13 protein-coding genes are annotated in these 17829 nt (G+C 39.2%); 7 read left to right on the forward strand and 6 right to left on the reverse strand.

Going from position 1 to position 17829, the window contains the following annotated elements:
* Together BSCG_RS21875 and BSCG_RS21870 are read left to right on the forward strand one after the other, a co-directional pair.
* Window positions 1-2574: DUF1156 domain-containing protein (locus tag BSCG_RS21875; protein WP_032849338.1), on the forward strand; the 2574-nt coding region annotated here is incomplete at its 5' end.
* A 16-nt stretch (window positions 2575-2590) separates the two neighbouring features.
* Window positions 2591-5881 carry a DUF499 domain-containing protein gene (locus BSCG_RS21870; RefSeq protein ID WP_032849356.1) on the forward strand — a complete coding sequence of 1097 codons (3291 nt, stop codon included), beginning with the start codon at window positions 2591-2593 and terminating at the stop codon, window positions 5879-5881.
* Window positions 5882-6294: 413 nt separating this feature from the next.
* Here BSCG_RS21870 and dnaK read toward each other — a convergent pair whose 3' ends face one another.
* On the reverse strand, window positions 6295-8196 hold the full coding sequence (gene dnaK, locus BSCG_RS21865; protein WP_008775118.1) for a molecular chaperone DnaK: 1902 nt from the start codon (window positions 8194-8196) through the stop codon (window positions 6295-6297).
* Window positions 8197-8522: 326 nt separating this feature from the next.
* Complete coding sequence (locus BSCG_RS21860) at window positions 8523-9311, reverse strand: META domain-containing protein (protein ID WP_004312512.1); 789 nt, start codon at window positions 9309-9311, stop codon at window positions 8523-8525.
* A gap of 145 nt (window positions 9312-9456) precedes the next feature.
* Here BSCG_RS21860 and BSCG_RS21855 point away from each other — a divergent pair, with 145 nt between their 5' ends.
* The 4 genes from BSCG_RS21855 to recA all read left to right on the forward strand — a co-directional run bounded on the left by BSCG_RS21855 (window position 9457) and on the right by recA (window position 13569).
* Window positions 9457-10740 carry a hypothetical protein gene (locus BSCG_RS21855; RefSeq protein WP_009040398.1) on the forward strand — a complete coding sequence of 428 codons (1284 nt, stop codon included), beginning with the start codon at window positions 9457-9459 and terminating at the stop codon, window positions 10738-10740.
* A gap of 90 nt (window positions 10741-10830) precedes the next feature.
* Entirely contained in the window at window positions 10831-12024 is a 1194-nt protein-coding gene (locus BSCG_RS21850; protein WP_004312514.1) for a saccharopine dehydrogenase family protein, read from the forward strand.
* Between the two features lie 28 nt (window positions 12025-12052).
* Window positions 12053-12508 carry a thioredoxin-dependent thiol peroxidase gene (bcp, locus tag BSCG_RS21845; protein WP_004312515.1) on the forward strand — a complete coding sequence of 152 codons (456 nt, stop codon included), beginning with the start codon at window positions 12053-12055 and terminating at the stop codon, window positions 12506-12508.
* 26 nt (window positions 12509-12534) lie between these two features.
* Window positions 12535-13569, forward strand: coding sequence for a recombinase RecA (gene recA, locus BSCG_RS21840; RefSeq protein WP_004312516.1), 1035 nt, complete (start codon window positions 12535-12537; stop codon window positions 13567-13569).
* A 123-nt stretch (window positions 13570-13692) separates the two neighbouring features.
* Here recA and BSCG_RS21835 read toward each other — a convergent pair whose 3' ends face one another.
* The 4 genes from BSCG_RS21835 to BSCG_RS21820 all read right to left on the reverse strand — a co-directional run bounded on the left by BSCG_RS21835 (window position 13693) and on the right by BSCG_RS21820 (window position 16622).
* Complete coding sequence (locus BSCG_RS21835; protein ID WP_004312517.1) at window positions 13693-14685, reverse strand: YeiH family protein; 993 nt, start codon at window positions 14683-14685, stop codon at window positions 13693-13695.
* A 120-nt stretch (window positions 14686-14805) separates the two neighbouring features.
* Window positions 14806-15180 carry a YccF domain-containing protein gene (locus BSCG_RS21830; protein ID WP_004312518.1) on the reverse strand — a complete coding sequence of 125 codons (375 nt, stop codon included), beginning with the start codon at window positions 15178-15180 and terminating at the stop codon, window positions 14806-14808.
* 18 nt (window positions 15181-15198) lie between these two features.
* Window positions 15199-15630, reverse strand: a complete 432-nt coding sequence (locus BSCG_RS21825) for a DUF1810 domain-containing protein (protein WP_004312519.1) — start codon at window positions 15628-15630, stop codon at window positions 15199-15201.
* Window positions 15631-15689: 59 nt separating this feature from the next.
* Window positions 15690-16622 (reverse strand): GNAT family N-acetyltransferase, encoded by a 933-nt coding sequence (locus BSCG_RS21820; RefSeq protein WP_225493252.1) that lies wholly within the window; start codon window positions 16620-16622, stop codon window positions 15690-15692.
* A 391-nt stretch (window positions 16623-17013) separates the two neighbouring features.
* On the opposite strand from BSCG_RS21820, the gene BSCG_RS21815 reads away from it, so the two are divergent.
* Window positions 17014-17640: an HU family DNA-binding protein gene (locus BSCG_RS21815; protein ID WP_004302073.1), complete on the forward strand. Its 627-nt coding sequence runs from the start codon at window positions 17014-17016 to the stop codon at window positions 17638-17640.
* Window positions 17641-17829 lie beyond the last annotated feature (189 nt).

Here is a 17829-nt window from a genome sequence, read left to right on the forward strand (position 1 = left end):
GCAAGAAAGTTAATCTGGGTTGCATACAATGCAGGACAGAATCCTAATGCTTCTTTTATTTCGTTAAGTCAATCATTTGATGCTGTCTATCAAGCTATTGAAGAAGCTGAAAACAATCTCTATAGTTGTATAGACCGTCATTTGGTAACTGATATCATAAAAGAAAAGGAGGCTGCGCTACAAACTGCAATTGATTGTTTTCAAAAACAGATGCCAAGTGTGTTTGATCCATTTGCGGGTGGAGGTGCTATACCTTTAGAGGCAGCACGTTTGGGATGTCGCAGCTATGGCAATGATATTAATCCGGTTGCCCATATCATTGAAAAAGGAAGTGTAGAGTTTCCGCAAAAATATGGTAAGCCCATACGATATACAGAAGAGGAATTTCGTCGTATTTACGGGAAAGAGGGAATAGATATACTCATTGCCAAAGGAATTTCTATTAGCAACGGCATTATAGATATTCCCAACAGACTTTCTTTTGATGTGGAATATTATGCCAAGCAATTGTTGACTATGACAGAGAAAGAAGTAGGGTATTTATATCCTGCTGATGAGAATGGGAACAAACCAATCGCTTACTATTGGGCAAGAACTGCTACTTGCTCTAATCCAAGTTGCAAAGCAGAAGTGCCCTTGTTGAAACAATTCTATTTGGCGAATACTTCATCGAAGAAGGTGTATTTGAATCCTATCATTAATGGGACAGATATTCAATTTGAGATTAAGGAAGGAGTTTGTTCAATAAAAGAAGGATGGAATAATCGGGGAAACATGACTTGCCCTTGCTGTGGAAGCATTACAGTTGTAAATCAGGTTAAACAACAGTTTAAGGTAAAAACATCTAAAGAAGTTTTATTAGCAATCATTTCTGAAACAAATAGTGGAAAGCTGTATACATCATCAAGTAAAAATGAATACATTAAGCCACAATCTGAAAATATAGATAAGCCTACAGATAGAATGGCTGTTGAAAATAATAGAAATTTCAATACTCCAGGATGGGGAATAGAAATTTATGGAGACATGTTCTCTGACCGTCAGCTATTTATGCTCCAATCATTTACAAAAAGCTTCTCTCTTTTAAAAAAGAAAATAGAGCTGACACAATATACTCAAGCTCTTTACACTTACCTAGCAATCTGGATTGATCGAATTGCTGTAGCTAATACTTCTTTGGGAAGATGGCATAATAGTGGTGAAAAAATAGAACACCCATTCAGCAGACAAGCTATTGCCATGGTTTTTGATTATCCGGAATCCAATCCTTTCTGTAGTAGTTCTGGCAGCGCAACAAACCAACTTGAATGGATACTGCGATATATAGAATCAGAAAGTAATTCTTCTTTTTGTGCTAATTTAAAAAATGCATCAAGTGGAGAAAAAAGCCAATTTGGAGGTAAACAGCTGACTGCTGTGGTTACAGACCCTCCATATTATGATGCGATTGCGTATGCTGATATATCAGATTTTTTCTACGTTTGGCTAAAGCGAACATTAAATGATACATATCCATTAAACTTTTCAACACCGCAAACACCTAAATCAGAGGAGTGTACTGCGCTAAAACATCATCATAACAATAGCGAACAAGAAGCTAAATTATACTTTGAAAAGAAGCTCACAGATATATTTGATGCAATAGAACAACAAACGTCTGATATTGTCAGTATAATGTTTGCTCACCAAACAACAGAAGCATGGACCACGTTGTGTAATTCTATTCTAAGTGCCCGCATGAACATAACAGGCAGCTGGCCTATGGATACTGAAATGGCAAATAGAAGTTTGGGACTGGCAAGTGCCGCACTTGAATCTTCTGTAACCGTTTCCTGTCGCCCCTCCGAACGTTCTGGTTATGGCAGCTTCAAACAAGTGAAACGAGCCATTGAAGAAAAAGTTAATAAAGAGGTAGAAAAACTTTATGGGTTAGGTTTCCGCGGCGCCGATCTATTAACAGCTTGCTTTGGACAAGCAGTAAGTGAATTTGGCAAATATGAAAAAGTAGAAAAAGCTGATGGAAGCGAAGTAACTGTAACGGAACTTTTAGAACTAGCAAAAACAGCAGCTTTCAATGCTTTGCTCAGAGGTTTTGAAGGAGATGAATATACCAAATTCTACATTGGCTGGTTGCAAATGAACGGTATGGAAGAAACAGATTTTGATGATGCTGCAAAATTCACACGCATCGGAATGAATATAGATGTTAGCGACATATTCCATCATCATTTACTTATTAAAGATGGGAATAAGCAGCATTTAGCTTCCTACACAGAACGAATCACGGGCGAAATACAAGGTACTAACATCAATGATCCATTGATAGACCAAGTTCAACAGGCTATGATGCTATGGTCTAAAGAAAATCGTCCTAAACTATTGCGTCTTATTAAGCTGGTAGGTTCTGAAGCTAACAATAGTTTTTGGCGTGTATTGGCCTCCCTAAAAGAGTTACTCCCCGATGGAGATGACCTTAAACAAGTAAATGAGCTACTTGCTAATAGTGAGGAACTAATTCAGTCTTGCCAGAAGGATATAACCGGTCAAGCTACACAAATGAATTTAGGATTTTAATAAATACAGAATGATTATGAATGATAATTTATCCAAAGCACTCAGTATTTTTATTGAAGCCATGCGTCCGTTCGTCGTGGGTTTCTTACTGGAGAAATTTAAGGATGAGCCTTGGGAAGGCATATTCTTTGCACGGCTTAAACCGGACAAACAAAACACCTGGAATAAAGCTGTTCAGTCGCTATCCGCAGATAGTGACCGTAAGCAACTGGTAGATTATAGCAATCTATCAAGCTTTGCCATTGCCTTTAAACAAGAGCTAACCGATGAATTGGGAAATAGCAAAGAAGCAAATAAACTTATCAGCTATCTGCAAGAGATACAGGAAGTACGTAATAAATGCAATCACTATCAGCCATTGGATGAAGACGAGATAGACAGAGCTTTTGGCACTATGAAACTAGTAGCCAAATTACTTCAGATGCCTGATTTAGTAACAGAAATAGATACAATAAAAAATAGAGAAAATGAACCGACTATTCAAATAGAGACACCTGTCACTACAGAAGCTTCTTCTACAGTTTCTTTCTCCGAAGACTCCCCTCTACCGGCCTGGTATACGAATGTATATCCCCATTATGATATCCGCAACGGCTCACTGGATGAATCTGTTTTTGCAGCAAACCTTAGTGAAGTGGCTATGGGCATCGGACAAGAAGTGTATAGCAACCCGACCATGTTCTTTGAAAAAACCTATATCACAGCCGGATTGCGCGATATAGCCAACCGAGTTGTTCGTGCGTTGAACGGCGAAGAAACCGATAATCGAGTAATCTCCCTGCAGACAGGATTCGGAGGTGGTAAAACACATACGTTGATCTCTTTATACCACATTACAAAAACTGGAAAATCTCTGCTCTCTTCAGCCTATACTCAACATATTTTAGATAGTAAAGTAGCCCCTCAGTTTGAGAATGCGCAAGTGGCAGTGTTTACCAATAACACCACTGATGTATCACAAGGCAGAACCACCGATGATGGAATCACTATTTATACCTTATGGGGAGAACTGGCTTATCAATTAGGAGGTTTAGAAGGATACAACTTAATTAAAAAGAATGACATAGAACGGATTTCACCGGCAGCCAATTTATTTCGACCTATTTTGGAAAAGTCAGCCCCTGCTCTTATACTAATTGATGAGTTAGCAGACTATTGTAATAAAGCATCGGCAGTCATGATAGGAAAAGGAAGTCTATCCGATCAGACTATTGGTTTTATGCAAACACTGACTGAAGTGGTATCTTCTGTACCTCGCTGCGTATTAATTGCCACATTACCCGCTAGCGCAACGGAAGTTGCTTCATCGGCCATCGGTCAACAGATACTGACTGCTTTAGAAAACCGTATTGTCCGAGTTGGAACAAGTATAAAACCCGTCGAAGATGAAGAAATATTTGAAGTCGTTCGCCGTCGTTTATTCGACAATATTGGGAATCCGCAAGTGATAGAGCTTGTTTTAAACCGTTACAAGAATACATATCATAATCGGCGTTCCGATTTACCCAATCAAGCCGACCGCATGGAATATATTAACAAGATGCGCAAATCTTATCCCTTCCATCCGGAATTGATTGATATGTTTCGTTTAAAATGGGGACAGGATTCTCGTTTCCAGCGTACGCGTGGAGTATTACGATTATTAGCATCCATCGTGAAGGATTTGTGGACACGACGGGGATCATTAACTGGTACCCAGGCATTAATCCATACCTCGGATGTCAACCTTAGTAATCTGCCAACATTAACAGGTACTATAACCAGCTTGATGGGAAGTCAGTGGGAAACAGTGATTCATGCCGATGTCATAGGTACCTCAAGCAATGCTTATAAAATAGACAATGAAGATCCTAACAACAATATCGGCAAATATAACTTGACCCAAGGTATAGCCACTACCATATTAATGGCTTCATTGGGTAACTTGCAAAACAAAGGATTGACTATTGAGGAACTAAAACTATGTATTTTGAAACCTAGTGCATTTAATCATAGTGAAGTAAATAGTGCATTAAACAAATTGGAACAAGTAGCTCATTATCTCTATTCCACCAATGTTGGTTCACGCAGTTATTGGTTTCAATCCAAACCTAATATCAATATTTTGGTAAATCAGGCTAAAGCTGAAATAAGTCAAGCGGATATTTCGGGAGAAATTATTAATCGACTAAATGCACAAACCCGTAATGTATCAAAAATCAAGGTACTGGTTAATCCAGCCAATGATATTCCTGAACAAAAAAGTCTTACATTGGTGATACTCGGTCCTGAGTATGCAACACAACCAGGAAGTATAAATACCAAAACCAAAAAGCAAGTTGAGCAAATAGCCCAAAATAAAGGTTATAGTAGTCGAATATACAGAAATACTATATTATATTTGGCATGTTCTGAAATAGGTCTAGGTATGCTACATAGTAAGCTACTTGAGTATTTGGCTTGTGCGAAAATACAAGCTGAATATAGCGGGCAGATAGAACCAGAACAGAAGAAAGATATTTTAGAGCGTAAAGCCGAGTACGATAAACAAGCAAATGCTTTACTTATTGCAGCTTATAATATTGTATGTAAATACTCTGTTAGCGAGGGGATAGAGAAAATCGAGATTAAAGATTTTGCACAAGATTTTAACACGCAACTAAGTAGCAACCTTTTTAACAATATAAAAGAAGAAGAATGGCTGCTTGAAAAGTCAATTGGCCTCGGAACTTTACGCAGCAGTGGCTTATACCCTACAATAGAGCAACCCATACAAGTTAACGACTTATATGAGGCCTTTCTACGCTTTGATGACAAACCCATGATTTGTGGAGTGGAAACTGTCAGCAAAAGTATTCAAAGGTATTGCGAGAATGGTGATTTTAATGTAGCTTGTGGTGAACAAGGAAACTACAATCACATTTATCATCATGAATCTGTTCCATTCTTAGATGTTACCGATCCGCAATATTGGTTAGTGGACAAATCTATTAATAATCAACCAAAATCTGAAGAAAGTTCTACCGATGAACAGTCAAGTGCTTGGAATTCACCCACAGGAGAAAAATCGGAGCATACAGCCCCCTCCCAACCTGTAGACGAGTTACGGAAATTTAAATCCATCAAAGTCTCTGGAAAAGTACCGGTTGAGCGTTGGACTGATTTATTCTCCAGCTTTGTTGTTCCTCTCAAAAATAATGGTTTGGAAATAGAAATCTCTTTTAAGGCTAAAACCACAAGTTTAAATCCATTGGATGAATCGGCACAAATTTACAAAGTAGTAAAGGAATCGGCAATGCAATTAGGGCTCAATTTGGAAGAAGAATAGAATAAATAAAATAAAGTAAGAGCCATGAAATCTGTGACTCTTACTTTATTTTCGCTACTTATTATTGTACCCCTTTGAAATTAAGGAATGGATAATAAAACCGGACAAGCATCTACCAGTCAATCATATTTATTGTAAAAAAACGCAAGTAAAGATACAATTCGTGCAGAGATAGACTATTCAATATTACCCAGAAAGACAACAAAGTGAGTATTAAAATTTAATATAGATAAAGATGTTAATTAAAAATCATATTTTCACATAATAAAGCGCGTGACAACAATGTGGCAAATATAATGCAAACATATATAAATATAACATAATAAACAGAGGAAAAACATAAAAACAAAAGCGGTAAATCAATGATTTACCGCTTTTTATATTACATACTATTAGTAGTTTACTTATAGATATTAGTGGACTTCCTCGAAGTCAGCATCCTGAACATTATCCCCGTGCTTGCTATTATCTTGCTGACCAGCACCACCGTTCATATCAGGACCAGCCTGTGCACCACCCTGTGCGTACATTTCAGCACTTGCAGCCTGGAAGGCAGTATTGATTTCTGCCATAGCAGTATCGATAGCAGCCAAGTCCTGTGCTTTGTGAGCATCTTTCAATTTCTGCAAAGCAGCTTCAATCGGAGCTTTCTTATCAGCAGGCAACTTATCACCTAATTCCTTCAACTGATTTTCAGTCTGGAAGATTACGCTGTCAGCCTGGTTCAGTTTATCGATTTTTTCACGTTCTTTCTTATCTGCTTCAGCATTAGCTTCAGCTTCAGCCTTCATCTTTTCGATTTCTTCCTTGCTCAAACCGCTGGATGCTTCGATACGGATAGCTTGTTCTTTACCGGTAGCCTTATCTTTAGCAGATACTTTCAAGATACCGTTCGCATCGATATCGAATGTAACCTCAATTTGAGGAACACCACGACGAGCCGGAGCAATACCAGACAAATTGAACTGACCGATTGATTTATTCTGGGCAGCCATCGGACGTTCTCCCTGCAATACATGAATCGTAACTTCACTTTGATTATCAGCAGCAGTAGAGAATGTTTCACTCTTACGAGCCGGAATGGTAGTGTTAGCATCGATCAACTTAGTCATTACACCACCCAGTGTTTCGATACCCATTGACAGCGGAGTAACATCCAACAATACTACACCTTTGATTTCGTCTGTCAAAACAGCACCCTGCACAGCAGCACCAATAGCTACCACTTCATCCGGATTCACACCTTTAGAAGGAGCCTTGCCGAAGAAATCTTCTACCAACTTCTGAACAGCCGGAATACGTGAAGAACCACCAACAAGGATTACTTCATCAATATCAGCATTGTTCAAACCTGCATCGCTCATTGCTTTCTTACATGGTTCAAGACAAGCCTGGATCAATTCGTGAGCCAGAGATTCGAATTTTGCACGAGTCAAAGTCTTCACCAAGTGCTTAGGCACACCACCTACCGGCATGATATACGGCAAGTTGATTTCTGTACTTGTAGAAGAAGAAAGCTCAATCTTAGCTTTTTCAGCAGCTTCTTTCAGACGTTGCAAAGCCATCGGATCCTGAGTCAAGTCAGCACCTTCATCGTTCTTGAATTCCTGTACCAACCAGTTGATGATTACCTGGTCGAAGTCGTCACCACCAAGGTGAGTATCACCGTTTGTAGAAAGTACTTCAAATACACCACCACCAAATTCGAGGATAGAGATATCGAATGTACCACCACCAAGGTCGAATACAGCAATCTTCATATCTTTGTGAGCCTTATCCAGACCGTAAGCAAGAGCTGCGGCTGTCGGTTCGTTTACAATACGTTTTACTTCCAGACCGGCAATCTGTCCGGCTTCTTTTGTAGCCTGACGTTGAGAGTCGGAGAAATAAGCAGGAACGGTGATGACTGCTTCTGTTACTTCCTGTCCAAGGTAGTCTTCGGCAGTCTTCTTCATTTTCTGAAGAATCATTGCAGAGATTTCTTGCGGAGTATACAGACGTCCGTCGATGTCAACACGCGGAGTGTTGTTGTCACCTTTCACTACTTTATAAGGAACACGAGTCACTTCTTTTTGTACCTGATCCCAATTTTCACCCATGAAACGTTTGATAGAGAAGATTGTACGTGTAGGGTTCGTAATAGCCTGACGTTTTGCAGGATCACCCACTTTACGTTCGCCACCATCAACGAAAGCGACAACAGAAGGAGTTGTACGCTTACCTTCACTGTTTGCAATTACTACAGGTTCGTTACCTTCGAATACGGCAACACAAGAGTTTGTAGTTCCTAAGTCAATACCAATAATTTTTCCCATGATCGTTATTTTTTTATTTATTATTTATTCAATGATTTCTTTTTGTCCGGTTGTTTCTCTGCTCTTATCAGGGAGCTTCGCCGCGAACGGACGCTTATTAAAAAGCAAACCGTGTGCCAAAAGGAAATTATACGAATGCATGACATAATATCTGCCAAAAAGACAGTTTTAATAAATAAACACTGCTGACATAGTCATATTCAAAGCCAATCAACAACTGTTTCTTTAAACAAATACAGGCGACTCTGGTTCGATAAAGGGAAAAAAATATGCCTGTATCGTCAAGTGCGACACAGGCATATCCTATTATATATAACTCTTCTTTATTACTTTTCCAGCACGATGACCAATGCACCGTTTGCGTCATACAAACCAATGCCACCACCGGACAACACATCGAATGATTTCACTTCATTGATAGCTTTCAGCACCTTACCTTCTGTTTCCATATCAGGACAAGCCATCATTGTGCTTGCTACTCCCGGGAAAGAAATAGATTTGGCATTACTTGTACTGGTTTCAAAACCACCATTAATCAAATTACATCCGGCATTGCCATGAATGGTCTTTTTCTTCACATCAAAAGCAATGAAAGGTTGTTTTTCCATACCGGAAGGAATTGCTTCACCATTCACTTCTTTAATTTTCCATTCTCCATTCAAAACTGAAAGTTTCACATCAGCCTCCTTCTTTTGTAGAACGACAACCGGACGGTTGGACGAATTGCAAAGATACATCTTATCTTTACCTGCCTTCTTGTATCCTTTTACTTGCGCAAAAGCATTCAATACATTATTTTCAGTAGTCATATCCGGACACATCATTCGGGTACTAGCCATCCCTGTAAGTTCAAGGCTTCCCGGCTTCGCATTTACATCGAAACTGCCCATCATACGATTACATCCGCTATTGCCGGACACACGACCGGTCGCTGTATCAAAAGCGATAAAAGGAAGGGTTCTACTTTCGCCCGGAGCAATTTTCGAGCCGTTGACTTCTATAATATTCCATTCACCATTGATAGATGACAGGGGGATTGCCTTCTCAACCGAACGGCACGAAGACATTGCAAGTGCTGCACCAGCCATGCAAATTGAAACAAATACTTTCTTCATATTGTTATAACGTTTAAGTTAAAATCGGGGGCAAAGATATCAAAAAGATTGGAAAATAACATCCAATACAACATAAAATATATACATTTGCCAATAGATATACAACAAACGAACAATTTACATAGTTCACTTAAAGTAAACAAATATGAGAATAATTGTCCTGTCTTTAATTCTATTCTGTTGTGGCACGTGTCCTATCACAGCTCAAAGTGATTACATTGTCACTACTCCTTCCACGCAGGAAATCCCTGTAGGTGAAGAAGAACAATTCATCAAGAATAACTTTCCACTGCAACCGCTGTGTAAATGGACACCCGGAATGAAGTTTATGTTTGTTCCTTCTACACGGAACATGTTCCTTCCTACTCTTTCCAGCTACGACACCGACAAAGGAATAGACAACAGCCTGCTGAAGCACAAGATTCTCACTTTCACGGGAACAGAAGAGAAGGCTCAAAATATATCAACCGGGACCAACTATTCCACTCGCTTCGTATTCGAATGTGAGGGAGAAAAATATTATTATGACATAAAGAACATGAGGCTGGACGAGATTTGCGAGAAGGCTCCCCGTGCCGGTATCAATGGATTGGTTTATCTGAAAGATGTAGATACTGCCAAAGAGTTGTTAGTAGGAAAAACAGTCTATATACAATCTGAAAGTGCCCGGGTAGACGATGCCAACAATTATTCCGGCTATCGGGATATAGCAATTCCTGTCAATACGGAAGCTACAATTACCGCTATTGGAGTCGGCAGTCAGGCATATCCAGTGAAAATCGTATTCAAAGATACACAGGGACATTCTTATTATCTGGAAGTCGCTCTCTCGCGAACAAACTCCGGCATGGACCTGAATGATTTTCAAGGCGAAAAGAGAATGAAATATTTTTCAAATGCATTCAGTTTCACTAATAAGAGTCTGGGTACTATTGAAAGCCTGAAAAATAAATACTTGGGAATGACCGTTTATCCTAAAAAGATGCTGCCGGCCAAAAGAATCGTATCTTTTGAAGATAAGCAGACCGAATCACGTGTTCACTTGCCCCGATATACGGTTCTGCAAATAAAAGAGATTAAATTATCTCCTCCCGGCAGCCTGGCTACTCTGTCATTAACGGACAGGGACGGGGCAATCTACGAATTGGAAACAGATCTGAAATATGACGTGATTGTCAAAAATGATAATTATATCGAGGACTTTTTCGGATTCGAGGATATACATAAAAAATATCCGGGCATTACAGAAAGCCGTTGGCAGATTATCTCCCGGGGAGATTTGGAGGCAGGGATGAGTACGGTAGAATGTCGTTTATCCATTGGTGATCCGATAGAAATCGAGTTGAAAAAAGACAGTCGTTTCGAAACTTGGTTCTACAATGGCAAAACGCTGGAATTCGAAAACGGAACCTTGCAACGTTACAAATAAAAAGGAGTAGCTGCGCAATGATTATCTGAAAATAATCACGTATATTTGCCAAACCAATAAATCATAAATTATAATTCATTAAATACAGAAATGGGTAGAGTTCTTATTATTGGTGCAGGCGGTGTTGGCACTGTCGTTGCACACAAAGTGGCACAAAATGCCGATGTATTTACAGATATCATGATTGCCAGTCGTACGAAAGAGAAATGCGATAAAATCGTCGAGGCAATAGGTAACCCCAATATAAAAACAGCAAAAGTTGACGCAGACAATGTAGAGGAGCTGGTAGCCTTATTCAACGATTTCAAACCCGAAATGGTGATTAATGTGGCTCTCCCTTATCAGGATCTGACGATTATGGAAGCTTGTCTGAAAGCCGGAGTGAACTATCTGGACACCGCCAACTATGAGCCGAAAGATGAAGCTCATTTTGAATACAGCTGGCAGTGGGCTTATCACGATCGTTTCAAAGAAGCAGGTCTGACAGCTATCCTCGGCTGCGGATTCGACCCGGGAGTAAGCGGTATCTATACTGCTTATGCAGCTAAACATTATTTTGATGAGATTCAATATCTGGACATTGTAGACTGCAATGCAGGTAACCATCATAAGGCTTTTGCTACAAACTTCAATCCGGAGATCAACATTCGCGAGATTACACAAAACGGACGCTATTATGAAAATGGCAAATGGGTAACTACCGGTCCGCTGGAAATCCATAAAGACCTGACATACCCGAACATCGGTCCGCGTGACTCGTATCTTCTTTATCACGAAGAACTGGAATCTTTGGTGAAACATTATCCGACTATCAAACGTGCACGTTTCTGGATGACTTTCGGACAGGAGTATTTAACTCATTTACGCGTTATCCAAAACATTGGTATGGCACGAATCGACGAGGTTGATTACAACGGAATGAAAATTGTACCATTGCAATTCTTGAAGGCTGTATTGCCTAACCCGCAGGATTTAGGAGAAAACTACGAAGGAGAAACTTCTATCGGTTGCCGTATCCGTGGTCTGAAAGACGGTAAGGAACGTACTTACTATGTATACAACAACTGTAGTCACCAGGAAGCTTATCAGGAAACCGGTATGCAGGGAGTAAGCTACACCACCGGAGTTCCGGCAATGATTGGAGCCATGATGTTCTTCAAAGGCGAATGGAATCGTCCGGGTGTAAACAATGTAGAAGAATTCAATCCGGATCCGTTCATGGAACAACTCAATAAACAAGGTCTTCCCTGGCATGAAGAGTTCGACAAGGATTTGGAATTATAAGCGTACACCTATTCATTAAAAGAAAGTTATGATAAACGTAGGAGATAAAGCACCGGAAGTCTTAGGTATCAATGAGAAAGGCGAAGAAATCCGTTTAAGTGCTTATAAAGGGAAAAAAATTGTGTTGTACTTCTACCCAAAGGACAGTACATCAGGTTGCACCGCACAAGCGTGTAACCTGCGCGACAACTATTCCGAACTACGTAAAGCCGGCTATGAAGTAATCGGTGTCAGCGTAGACAATGAAAAGTCGCACCAGAAATTCATCGAAAAGAACAATCTTCCTTTCACTCTGATTGCTGACACTGACAAAAAGTTAGTAGAAGAATTTGGAGTATGGGGAGAAAAGAAACTGTACGGACGTGCTTACATGGGTACTTTCCGCACTACTTTCCTGATAAATGAAGAGGGAATCGTAGAACGAATTATCACTCCCAAAGAAGTGAAGACCAAAGAACATGCCTCACAGATTTTAAATCAATAACTCCATTAATTATATAAGAATAAGGTATGGCAAAAAAAGACGAACTTAATTTTGAAACAGATAATAAAATGGCATCAAGCGAAAAACTAAAAGCCTTACAGGCTGCCATGGAAAAGATAGAAAAGAGCTTCGGTAAAGGTTCTATCATGAAAATGGGTGATGATAGTGTTGAACAAGTAGAAGTGATCCCGACAGGCTCTATTGCCCTGAACGTGGCACTTGGCGTTGGAGGTTACCCTAGAGGTAGAATCATCGAAATCTATGGCCCGGAGTCTTCCGGTAAAACAACATTGGCTATCCACGCCATTGCTGAAGCACAAAAGGCCGGCGGTATCGCTGCTTTTATTGATGCCGAACACGCTTTCGACCGTTTCTACGCATCTAAACTGGGCGTAAATATCGATGATCTTTATATCTCTCAACCGGATAACGGAGAGCAGGCGTTGGAGATTGCGGAACAACTGATTCGTTCTTCTGCTATCGACATCATCGTTATTGACTCTGTAGCCGCACTGACTCCTAAAGCGGAAATCGAAGGCGACATGGGTGACAACAAAGTAGGCCTTCAGGCACGTTTGATGTCGCAGGCTCTTCGTAAGTTGACAGCTGCTGTGAGCAAGACACGTACTACTTGTATTTTCATCAACCAGTTGCGTGAGAAGATCGGTGTTATGTTCGGTAACCCGGAAACAACAACCGGTGGTAACGCTTTGAAGTTCTACGCTTCTGTACGTTTGGATATCCGTGGTAGCCAGCCGATCAAAGATGGCGAAGAGATTCTCGGTAAACTGACTAAGGTGAAAGTGGTGAAGAATAAAGTAGCACCTCCTTTCCGCAAAGCAGAATTTGACATCATGTTCGGTGAAGGTATCTCCCATTCCGGAGAAATCATCGACTTGGGTGCTGACCTGGGAATCATCAAGAAGAGCGGTTCATGGTATAGCTACAATGATACTAAGTTAGGACAAGGACGTGATGCCGCCAAACAATGCATCATGGATAATCCTGAACTGGCTGAAGAACTGGAAGGATTGATCTTCGAAGAATTGAAGAAGAAATAATTTGCTTTAGCCCTGCTTTATCAGCAGGCTAAAACTGAACTAAAACTGAAAGGTGGGAGAAAGTCGTTTACTACGATCATTCTCCCACCTTTTTCTCTTTTATATAATTCTCTCTTTTATTTCTTACACGAAGTAAATGTATGCCAATGTGCTCAAACTGATAATTACCCAAAGCAAAATTCCTTGAACCAAAGGCTTTATTCCAACTGCTTTCAATACATCAATAGAAAGAGAAGCACCGATGAAAAACATGGTAATCGTCAGAGTTTTACGGGCAATACCGTTAATAGCCGCTCCCAATTGTGGTACTCCATCCAGCAAATAAGTGTTTACTACCAATGCCAACACGAAGAAGAAGATAAACCATGGAATACTTATCTTTTGTCCTTTGCTTTTGAAAATAAAGGAAGTAGCAAAAGCCATCGGGATAATCCAAAGCGCACGGGTCAGTTTAATAGTGGTTGCCACTTTCAATGCTTCTTCACCATAAGCAGCTCCTGCACCTACTACAGAACTGGTGTCATGAATGGCAATAGCTGCCCATGTTCCGAATTGTTGCTGATCCATATTTAATGCATGACCAATGGCGGGGAAAATGAAAAGTGCGATAGCATTCAAGATAAAGATAGTACCCAATGCTACAGACATTTCACTATCTTTCGCTTTCAATACCGGTCCCACAGCCGCAATGGCACTACCACCACAGATAGCAGTTCCCGAACTGATAAGATAAGCTGTATTACGGTCAATCTTGAACAACTTACGTCCGATAAACCAACCTATTACCAAGGTTCCGATCACTGAAATGACTGTAAACTCCATACCTTCCTTACCGGAAGCTAAAGCAGAATGAAGATTCATACCAAATCCCAATCCTACAACTGAATATTGCAACAGATATTTAGAGGTTTTCTTATTAAACTTAGGATGCGCTTGTCCACAAGTCAATGCAAAAATAAGTCCGAGGAACAAAGCAACCGGAGGAGTTACCCAAGCCGACCATGCTTCCAATCCCGGAATATAGTCTAAAAAAAGAAAGAAAGTCAGAGTAGAAAGCAGTGCAACATAAATCATCTTATTATTTGCCTGCAAAGTTTTTGTAGCTGTTGAAATCATATCTTTTTATCTTTAATTGTTTTCCGGGTGCAAAGGTACGGTAAACAATCAAGACCCACCAATAGTTTCTAATTATGCATTATAACTTTTAATTATAGGCATACTCTCTCCCAACTACTCTTACACTGTTACAATGTCTTTCCCAAAAGGCGATAATGCCAAAGATGCCAACTTGAAGTGTTGCAATCCAAAAGGGATTCCGATAATGGTAATGCACAATATAGCCCCGAAAACCAAATGTGACAGACAGATCCAAATGCCACCCAGAAATATCCACAGGATATTCATCAATATATAGAGGCAGCCACCGGAACGGTTCCCACTTCTGACTTCTTTACCGAAAGGCCATAAAGCAAGTCCGGCCAACTTCAATGTTTGCATCCCAAAAGGAATGCCGATAATGGTCAGCATCATCAATAAACTCGAAATGAGGTATTCGACAGCAGTAAAGATACCACCAAGCAGCAACCACAATAGATTCATTAAACAGCACATATAAAATAGTATTAGTTATTATTCCAATTTTCTTTTTGTTGTCTCATCCACTTTACCCTGATAATAATGGTCGATCACTTGCTGAAACAAATCATCCGAAGCAACTTCATTAAAAAGCGTCATGCATGACAATACTTTCATCGCATCTAACGAACCGAAAACTTCCTGCGCCGTTTTATTTTTCAAATGAAGAAAAACAGACGTTATTTCACGAAGTCTTTCTCCCAAAATTGGATGGGCAAGATATGCTTCAGCCTCTTCTTTGCCGCTAAGGCCATAATACTGTGAATTATAACTCATGCCCAATCCTTTCAGTTGAGGAAATATATACCAAATCCAATGGGAATATTTCCGCCCGTTTCTAACTTCTGCAAGGGCTTGTTCATAATCACCTCGCTGGGCATCTAAAAATCGTTGTAAGTTATAGTCAGTCATAGATACTTCTCGCATTTTTTTAAGTTATCATACTTTCAGGAGATAACAGAATCAAATAAGTGATTTATTTCGAATCACAGCACTTTTTTCAATTCTATTAAAGCCGAGACTTCGTTTTCCTTATTAATGTACTTCTCTATTTCATAGGGTTTATATCCTAATTTAGTATATAACAGAAGCCCACTCGTATTAGCATCAAAACAAGACAAATGAAGCTCCGATACATTATATTTCTTTTTCCCAATATCTTCCATAGCATTTATCAGAAATGTGCCAACGCCACGATTACGAAAACAAGGACTTACTATTACATTTCCAATAGCACAATATTGAGATTCTCTTACCTCATAGAAATTTGCAAACCCTACTACTTCATTATTAAATAAAACAACAGTCGAATCAAATCTATCTTTTATTGTATTCTTTAATTGATCGATTGTTAAAGGAAAATCAGCTTTAGGAAACATAAAAAACAGTTCCTGCTTGTTTCGAGGTAATTTACAAACAGTTTCTAAATCGTCAAACGTAAAATCTCTATAAGTAAGTTTTTCTTTTTCCATAATAATCATGCTGATACCCTCCATTTCTTTTCTACATACAATATTATAACCGACTTTGCTATATAGATGCAAAGTATTGGGTGTCTCTTCGCCTGTAAAAAGAGAAAACGTATGACAGTGGGGAAATAACCGTTCTATTTCAGTCATAAGTTCTCTACCTATACCTTTATTCTGAAAATCGGGATGCACTATCAATTTACCAATATGACATACTCTATTTTCATCCATACGTCCCCTGACAGAACCTACAATCTGTCCATCATCTGATACGTATTTTAGAATAATGCCTGTCTGATACTCATCACAAATCTCATCCTGATTTTGCAACAAAGGGGGAAGATCGAATTTATTCATTCGTTCGGCCACCACCATAAAAGATTTCTTTTGCAAAGATAAAATGTTTACCAAATCATTTTCTTCAGCTTGCATGATATTAGTATGACTCATAATATTACAAATATACACTTTTCTAAAAACTAACAGAAGCATTGCATCCACTTTTTAGGAAATAATATATTAAGCATTAAATCCCGTTATATCCTTTCTCTTTAATCATCTTCATTCCCTCCCAAACTATTAATAGAAAACTTCTTCTTTATTAAGGATAAACTTCTTTTTGTCAAATAGAAAACTTATCTTTGTATAAGAGTAAACTATAAATGCAAGCTTTGATTATAAAAATGAAAGCTTTGTTTTTATAAACGCAAGCTTCAATTATAAAAACAAAAGTTGCATTTATAGTTTATAATTAATCAAAAGGAACTTTACTATTAGAAGAAAGGAAGTTTGCCTCTAATACAAAAGAACTTATCTATTAATACTTTAAACAATAGATGATATGGCAAGATATATCATAGAGGAGATGCCCGATCTTCAGAAAACAGGCAAAAGAATTACTTATCCTAAATTTGCGCGGATAGATAATACAAGCATAAAAGAGTTGGCGCAACGAGTAGGTGACGTCAGTGGATTCAGTGCAGGAGACATAGAAGGCGTACTACTTCAGACCGCCATTGAAATGGCGCATTTGATGGCAGAAGGACGCTCGGTAAAGATAGACGGAATAGGAACGTTTACTCCCTCTCTTACTTTAGGCAGAGACAAGGAGCGGGAAGATCCGGAAGAAGGGGGGAGTCATCGCAACGCACAAAGTATTTTTATAGGAGGTGTAAATTTCCGGGTAGACCGAGAAATGGTGAGAAATATCAGCGAAAGATGCCAACTGGAAAGAGCACCCTGGAAAAAGCAACGATCCTCTAATAAATTCACATCGGAACAACGACTGGCATTAGCTCTAAAGTATCTGGATGAACATCCCTTCCTGACCGTTTGGGAATATCGCAAACTAACAGGATTGTTGCAAACAGCAGCAACCAACGAACTAAGACAGTGGGGACATCAACCGGATTCTGGAATAGAAATCACAGGAAGAGGAGCACACAGGGTATATATAAAGAAAAAATAGTCGAACGAAGAGGATAACAGTATGAGAAATACCCCGAAAATAGATGAGAAATAACTGTTTTGAGGCCTATTTCACTAAAGAAACTATGAGAAATAGGCTTTCTCAAAACGTTTCCCATTCAGTAATTATCTGGTTATAAGATTATTATAAAATAATTATGAGAATATGAGAAATGAAAATCATTTTTCT

The organism is Bacteroides sp. 2_2_4 (assembly GCF_000157055.1).
Taxonomy (GTDB): Bacteria; Bacteroidota; Bacteroidia; order Bacteroidales; family Bacteroidaceae; genus Bacteroides; species Bacteroides ovatus.

Excerpts from the sequence above, each read along its gene's own strand:
- BSCG_RS21855 (WP_009040398.1), top strand. The coding sequence starts at position 9,457 with ATGAGAATAATTGTCCTGTCTTTAATTCTATTCTGTTGTGGCACGTGT.
- dnaK (WP_008775118.1), bottom strand. The coding sequence starts at position 8,196 with ATGGGAAAAATTATTGGTATTGACTTAGGAACTACAAACTCTTGTGTT.
- BSCG_RS21815 (WP_004302073.1), top strand. The coding sequence starts at position 17,014 with ATGGCAAGATATATCATAGAGGAGATGCCCGATCTTCAGAAAACAGGC.
- BSCG_RS21870 (WP_032849356.1), top strand. The coding sequence starts at position 2,591 with ATGAATGATAATTTATCCAAAGCACTCAGTATTTTTATTGAAGCCATG.
- BSCG_RS21830 (WP_004312518.1), bottom strand. The coding sequence starts at position 15,180 with ATGTGCTGTTTAATGAATCTATTGTGGTTGCTGCTTGGTGGTATCTTT.
- BSCG_RS21825 (WP_004312519.1), bottom strand. The coding sequence starts at position 15,630 with ATGCGAGAAGTATCTATGACTGACTATAACTTACAACGATTTTTAGAT.
- BSCG_RS21835 (WP_004312517.1), bottom strand. The coding sequence starts at position 14,685 with ATGATTTCAACAGCTACAAAAACTTTGCAGGCAAATAATAAGATGATT.
- BSCG_RS21850 (WP_004312514.1), top strand. The coding sequence starts at position 10,831 with ATGGGTAGAGTTCTTATTATTGGTGCAGGCGGTGTTGGCACTGTCGTT.
- bcp (WP_004312515.1), top strand. The coding sequence starts at position 12,053 with ATGATAAACGTAGGAGATAAAGCACCGGAAGTCTTAGGTATCAATGAG.
- BSCG_RS21820 (WP_225493252.1), bottom strand. The coding sequence starts at position 16,622 with ATGAGTCATACTAATATCATGCAAGCTGAAGAAAATGATTTGGTAAAC.
- recA (WP_004312516.1), top strand. The coding sequence starts at position 12,535 with ATGGCAAAAAAAGACGAACTTAATTTTGAAACAGATAATAAAATGGCA.
- BSCG_RS21860 (WP_004312512.1), bottom strand. The coding sequence starts at position 9,311 with ATGAAGAAAGTATTTGTTTCAATTTGCATGGCTGGTGCAGCACTTGCA.